Source organism: uncultured Allobosea sp., from assembly GCF_945956895.1.
Lineage (GTDB): Bacteria > Pseudomonadota > Alphaproteobacteria > Rhizobiales > Beijerinckiaceae > Allobosea.
On sequence record NZ_CAMFJF010000041.1, the window covers coordinates 21956 to 28179 of the forward strand.

General features: G+C 62.9%; 10 protein-coding genes. All 10 read right to left on the bottom strand.

Annotated features, from left to right (window positions below):
• Positions 1–2: 2 nt before the first annotated feature.
• Entirely contained in the window at positions 3–191 is a 189-nt protein-coding gene (locus Q0Q02_RS17820; protein ID WP_293811329.1) for a hypothetical protein, read from the bottom strand.
• Positions 184–537: a hypothetical protein gene (locus Q0Q02_RS17825; RefSeq protein WP_293811331.1), complete on the bottom strand. Its 354-nt coding sequence runs from the start codon at positions 535–537 to the stop codon at positions 184–186. The genes Q0Q02_RS17820 and Q0Q02_RS17825 overlap by 8 nt, the downstream gene beginning before the upstream one ends.
• A complete protein-coding gene (locus Q0Q02_RS17830) occupies positions 530–880 on the bottom strand; it encodes a hypothetical protein (RefSeq protein ID WP_293811333.1) in 351 nt (116 codons plus the stop codon). The genes Q0Q02_RS17825 and Q0Q02_RS17830 overlap by 8 nt, the downstream gene beginning before the upstream one ends.
• Positions 881–933: 53 nt before the next feature.
• A complete protein-coding gene (locus tag Q0Q02_RS17835; protein WP_293811335.1) occupies positions 934–2337 on the bottom strand; it encodes a hypothetical protein in 1404 nt (467 codons plus the stop codon).
• 86 nt (positions 2338–2423) lie between these two features.
• Entirely contained in the window at positions 2424–3056 is a 633-nt protein-coding gene (locus tag Q0Q02_RS17840; protein WP_293811337.1) for a hypothetical protein, read from the bottom strand.
• 135 nt (positions 3057–3191) lie between these two features.
• The gene (locus Q0Q02_RS17845; protein WP_293811339.1) at positions 3192–3524 is read right to left on the bottom strand and encodes a hypothetical protein; all 333 of its coding nucleotides are present in this window, start codon (positions 3522–3524) and stop codon (positions 3192–3194) included.
• A 358-nt stretch (positions 3525–3882) separates the two neighbouring features.
• Entirely contained in the window at positions 3883–4536 is a 654-nt protein-coding gene (locus Q0Q02_RS17850; protein WP_293811340.1) for a hypothetical protein, read from the bottom strand.
• A gap of 9 nt (positions 4537–4545) precedes the next feature.
• The gene (locus tag Q0Q02_RS17855; RefSeq protein ID WP_293811342.1) at positions 4546–4863 is read right to left on the bottom strand and encodes a hypothetical protein; all 318 of its coding nucleotides are present in this window, start codon (positions 4861–4863) and stop codon (positions 4546–4548) included.
• A gap of 271 nt (positions 4864–5134) precedes the next feature.
• Positions 5135–5533, bottom strand: a complete 399-nt coding sequence (locus Q0Q02_RS17860) for a DUF4326 domain-containing protein (RefSeq protein ID WP_293811344.1) — start codon at positions 5531–5533, stop codon at positions 5135–5137.
• A gap of 274 nt (positions 5534–5807) precedes the next feature.
• Entirely contained in the window at positions 5808–6188 is a 381-nt protein-coding gene (locus tag Q0Q02_RS17865) for a hypothetical protein (RefSeq protein ID WP_293811346.1), read from the bottom strand.
• Positions 6189–6224: the final 36 nt, after the last annotated feature.

The window sequence follows — 6224 nt, forward strand, 5'->3', positions numbered from 1 at the left end:
TGCTACTGCGCGGCCGCGACTGCGGCACGGCCCTCTGGGGTGATCTGGGCGGCGTTCTGATTGATCGCGATCCAGCCCTGATCGTGGGCGCGACAAGCCGCCGGCATGTCAGTTTCCCGCAAGAATACGATGCCACGGTTGCTGAGAGACCTCAGCAGATCGAGGACCTCGTTCATCGCGTCATCAGCCATGACTGTTCTCCAGATCGCGTCGGGCCGCCCGCATCAGACGCAGGCGCCGAGTTGCCTCGCGCATGCTGAGGTGAGAGCCGAGGAGATAGTCATAGCTCTCCAGCAGGCCGGCAACCGCATATCTGATGCTCTCGGGATTTCCGTAGCGCATGACCCATTCGGGCCCACCCTCCTCGAACGATCGAGGGTTGATGATCGAGGTGAAGGCACCATCTCCGAGGGAGACGGTAGCTGTCATGCCATCTGCAGGGTGGCCACCTGGCGTGTTGTCGATGATGCGATAGGCCCCGGCCGGTGCGTACTGGTTGTTCGGGAAAAGCGTTTTGACCTGAACTGCCTCAGCCATGCCTCTTCTCCAGTGTGCGCCCCGCCTGCTTGTCGAGACGGTCAAGGCGAGCGCGCATCTCGTCCGTGAACCGGAAGACGTCCTGCGGGCTGATGTTCGGCTCGTCCTCGATAAGGTCGAGGCTGTCGGAAGACCAAGCGGCGGCGTGCTTGGCGATCCAGCCGGCGAGCTGCGCAAAGCGGATCTTTGAAAGCGCAAGGCCGGCCGTCGCCGGAGGCGGCGCGGGAGGGGCGGAACGCAAGGCCGAGGTGATGGCATCCCGCTCGCCGTCACTCAGGAGGAGACCGCCGCGATCGGCTCCTTCCCACCCGATCAGCCGGTAAAGAGAACGCCCCTCGGCCACGGGGCCTTTCGGATAGGCGTTCCGGTCCTTCTGCAAATCCCATTGCGAGAGCTTCATGCTGCCAGATCTTTGCTTGCTGGATCGAGGTTTGCTCGAATGTCCCTGGCAGCGCAGAGGAGACCTTCTCGATATCCTTCCTGGTACGGGGTCAGGTGGATGCTGTCATCGTCGCCCAGGACGGGGTTCGGGGATACGGTCGCAGCGCGATCTTCGATTGCCTTAAGGGCAGTCGGAAGGGTCACGGCCGCATCAGCCTGCCTCAGGGATCGCGTCGACCAGCCCCGCGCCCAGCAGAAGGCGGCATATGCGGCAACGTCGAGTGGGTCGCCTTTTTCGACGTGCTGGCGAAGATCGGCGCGGCACTCCGTCTCCCAGTTATCGGTCTTCCAGTCGTTTGATCTCTCGTACTTCTGCTGGGCCTTGAGGAGCTTCGACCAAAGCGCAGCCGCAAACGCCCAAAGCATCGCTGCCGTATCGGGATGAAGACGATCCTGGCGCTGCGCGATAGCGCCAGCCCGAACGCTGGTGAGGTAGCAGCCGACAATAGCCGAAACGTCTTCGTATGTGACGGTGACGCCGGCAGTCATCGCAGCGGTGAAGGCCCAGTCGACAGCTGCCAAATTCGCATCAGGGATATCCGGTATGGCTGATGCCGGAAGCGTCGCCCCGTCGCGGCCGTCCAGCCGATCGCCGAATTGGTCGAGAGCTCGGATGATTTCCTTGACGGTCCCGAGCGAGAACCACTGTGTTCCTCCCGCGATGTCGCGCCGGACGTCGCCCAGAAGAACCATTTGCTCTGGAGTGGTGACGGGCTTGTAGACTGCAGGGCTCACGCCATCGCTGTTGATTTTCGGCTGCAAGGCAGTAAGCGCGTCGATGGCCCTCCGTGCGATGCGGATGGCGTCATAGAGGACGCGATGGGGCTTGTCGGCCCAGTTCTGGGCGTGCATGCCCTCCGACGCGCTGGGAGCGACGTGCATCTCGTCCAGATCTCGCTTCCAGGCGTCGATGAGCGACCAGTCCGTGACGGCGTGCCGCTCTGAAAGGCCGTCGAGGATTGCGAGGTGTTGTACAGCGGGGCTGACGAAGATCATGCCCGCGATCTGAGCGGGGGTCATAGTGTCGCGATACTGCGATATGGCTCGCTCGGCCCGCTGCAACGCCACCTCGACCAGATCGGATGCACCGGGGCGACGTTGTGCGGAGGGGCTCAGATCCTCGGGCAGGAAGCCGGTCGTGATCTGATCACCATTGTGAAGCAGCGAGTAGTCCGGCTTCTCGGCGCGCTCGTCCCATCGGACGCCGACCACCTGACAGATGGTGTTTTTCCAGTCGCCGGCGAATTCGTAGCTATCCGAGATCTCGACGAACTGCCCGATGCCGAAGCGGGAGCATTCCGCGATCTGGTAAGAGGTCAGTCCGCCCTTTGCGAGGGGTTGTTTCGCATATTCGGTCACAATGGCTCACCTGAAGTGAAGGCTTCGGGGATTTCTGAATCTCGATTCGAACGAACCTGTTTCCGCGAATTGTATTCGCGCGGCGCCTAGGCCGCGCGATCTTCCGGAACCTGTGAGGCCGTCAGGTCGGGCACGAAATCGGGCGCTGCCATCATGATGAGGCGCATCGCTTGATCGTAGGCGCCGACCGGCTGGACGTTGAGCTCCATGAGGGTCGACGCGAGCGCGTTGTGCACGCAGTAGAAGGCCTCGTCCTTGCTGTTCATCGGCGCGACAGCCGCGTGGCCGCCGCAACCGGCGGCGGTAATGCGAATGAGATCGACCCTCAGCGTGAGCGCGATCAGGGCGCGTTGATAACCCTGCGGCTCGAAGGGGCCAGCACAGGCCTCGACGAAGCCGTGAACAGCATCGCCGAGCCCGGCAAGGTGCACCTGGGCGGCGCGATCCGTGCCGCCCGTGAGAGCCAGGGTGTCGAGGATCCTCTGACAGGAGGTGTTGCCGCTGGTCGCTCCGTGCAACCCGACGACCGCGCTTTGGTCCGTTCGCAGGTCTTGGGCGAGGTAGGTGAGGCGCTCGCTAAGTTCGGAGCCGTCGGCAATCGCTGCAATGGCACGCAGCGCCTGCGGAATGAAGACCTGGAAGGCGTCGCCCTCAAGCGCCGGGATGAACGCGAGGCTGCTGATGTCAGTGGTCTTGGAAAACGGCGTGATGAGATCCATCGCAGCTATCCTTTCGGGGTTTTCTCTCGATCCGGGTTCACCCGATGCTTCCTGTTGAGCAGCTGGGATTGGCGGTTCGCCCAAAGAAAAACCCCGGCGCCACCGGCACCGGGGTTCGCGATCTGATGTACTGGCTCAGGCCGCGGCGGCGGCCTTCGGCGGCAGGCCCGGCGCGATGACGCGGAAGGCGCCGCCCTTCGACTCGCCGTTCGGCTTCTCGAACAGGCCGAAGAGACGAGCCTCGCCCTCGATGAAGATGCCCTTGACGGCCTCGGCCGCCTTGCCGAACGCCATCGCGCGAACGGTCACCGGCTTCTTCTTGATGGTGGTGTTGAACTTGGCCGACAGGTAGGGCTTGCCGACCTTGTCGATCTTCGACTCGACCTCGGTCAGGGTGCCCGACAGCGGGAACGCGCGCTGACGCTCGGTGGTCTGGGTCTGGGTCTGGTTCTGGGTGGCCTGGGTCATCGTAACATCCTTCGTCAATGATCGGCGCGACTTCGCTCGGCGCCGGAAGGGTTTCTCTTGTCCGACCGGGAATTTTTATTGATTCCTGATCACTCTTTGACCTCGCTCGATCTCGCCTTCTTCCTTGGGAATTCAGCTTGACCTGCGGTCATCTTTCATCTGTCTAGAATTCAGATCCGCGGAGGCAGTCCTGTGCCTCTGCGTTGCTATCAATCGCTGGATTGGAAGGCGGTCAGCCCTGCGCTCGGCGCAGAAAAAAAGCCCGGCCGAAGGCCGGGCTTGCGAGGAGCTCAAAGGAAATTTCGATGAAGTCGGCGCGACGCGCGAGCCCGCAAATCCGCCCCTGAAAGGGAGTTCTTCAGCGCCGGCTAGCGCGGCGCATGTGGCGTCCGTCCGCTATGTAGCGGTCAACCATCGCGAGGCAGGCGCGGACGGCAAGGACGCGGAAGTTCCGCGTGATGCGCTCGGGCCAGAAAACCGGACAGCCATCATCACCGCAGTCCATACCGAGGCCGTCGCCGCGAAACGCAAACCTGGCGAGATTGCACCAATGCGTCCAACCGGCCTTCTGGAATTCCAGGTAGATCGCCTCGGGCGAAATGCAGAGCGAGAAACCTGTGCGGATCGCGTGGCGAAAAGTGCTCATGCTCTTCGTTGTGTGGTGGAGGTAGAAGCCCGCGGCGGCAATGATTTGATCAGCGTCGCCGGCAGTGTCACCCCGCAGCAGGACCTCGATGAGAGCAACGGCGTCTTCTTGGGTGTCGGCATAGCCGTGGTCGAAATCGCTCATGCCGAGCAGGGAGCAATATCGCCAGTAGGCGTAGGACCCTTCTTTGGGCTTCTCCGCGTCGAAGGCCGCCTTGATCTCGAAGTAATTCCGGCCGTCAGCGAGATTGAAATCGATGGTGGCTGGCTCGCCGCGCTTCGGAGGGCGGATGCGCCAGGATCCTTCCAGTGATACTGCGCGCAGGGTCGAGCCGCCACGAATGGGCTGCCAGTCGAGCTTTTCCATCTGGTCGCCTCAGAAGAAGTAGGTCGAGAGCGGATCGACGGACGTCGGCGCGACGTAAGGGCCGTATTCGGTCGCGTATTCGCCCATCGGCTCGGCCACGGACCAAACCGAGCTTCCTGGATCGGCGTAGGGGCCGTACTCCGAGCCCCAGAAGTCCAGATAGAAGCGAAGTTCGGCCTCGTCGTGGGCCTCGGCAGCGGCCATGAGGAGGACGTCGTCGGAGGTCGCGCGATAGGCCTCGCTCCTATAGTCGAAGCCCGCGTTGAATTCGTAATCGCTGGCATCCAGGTAACCGTCGTGGCCGTCGTGGTTGCAGTCGTAGGGCATGGATCTGGTCCTTCCGGGGATTGTCGGACGATCGGTTCTCGATCCCGGCCCTTCGGTCAGCGAATTGGCGTGGTGTTTCCCGCGAGTAGTGGGGATATCGGGGCGGCGGAGGATGACGACGCCCGATACCGGGCGCCAACTCGTGCCGGCAGCTCTCGGGGGGGCCCGGCGGATGCCGCGGCCGGCGCGGAAGGCTCGCCGCATTGAGCGATAGTTCCTTGAGGGGCAATCTTCCTCGTTCGCCCCGTTCGACGGACAGAGCCGCTGCCGGTTATGCGGCCTCTCCGCGCTGCGGGTCGAACCGCGCTTTCAGCACCGCGAGGGTCTCGCCGGCGAGCACGCGCCTGGCGGCGACGACGGGGTCGACTTCGATGCCTTCCGCGATGTAACCCACGACGTCGAGATGGCAGGGCTTCGGCGCGCAGAAGCAAACGAGCCGCCGACCCTTCATCGTGCGATAGACCTTCAGAAGCTCCGGGTCGTTCGCCGCGCGCTCGGCGTTGCGCATGATGACGACGTCACGCGTCTGCCCGATCCGTTCATTGATCGGGAACGGGTTGCCGAGCTGAGACCCGCGGCCGCCGTAGAACGAGCCAGTGAGATCGTCGCGGTGCTTGTTCAGCACCACAGTGGTGATCTCCATGCTCTCACCCGCTTTCATCGTACCCATGCCGCCTTCCTCCGTGGATTTGAGCGCAATGCTCATCACTCCCGAAACTCGGGCGCATCTCGGCACGAGCGCACTTCACTGCGGGAGACTCCTCGATCCCAGCCGTTGCGGTTGAGGCGCCTGCCAGACACGGCCTTGAAGAAGTCAGGCACGAGGTTCAGGACGCGGCGGACCTTTCGCTTATCGATCTGGCGGATCTGCTTCTTGGTTCGCATCAGACGATCTACTCCATTCTCGACAAGGGCCTGAACCCTGCTGGCGATTGGCTGCGCCCCTACTGAGGGGCCGGGGTCACAGCCGCGGCGAATGCGACAGTCGGCAGGCAGACATTGACCAGGTTCTGGTCGTCGGAGCCCACCGCCGACTGGATCTCGCGCTGCAGCTCCGTGAGCTCGCCCTTCACGAAGGCGTTGACGAGGCCGACGGTCAGCGCCGCGGCCACTGGGCCGCCGCTGGCAACCTTCAGCTTGCTGAGAAAGGGCGCCGTCGCGTCGCTTCCGATCTTCGCAACAGCGATGGTGCAGCACTGGTAGTTGTCGGTGATGACCTGCCAGCGCGGATCGAAAATCTCGAAACTGTTCTGCCGATAGTCGGCTTCGTCAAAGTATGCCTTGGTGATCGAGCACGCTTGGAGGAGCCTAGGCTGCGTTGACAAAAGCTGACAACCAGATCATCGCGGCAGCAAGGTTGA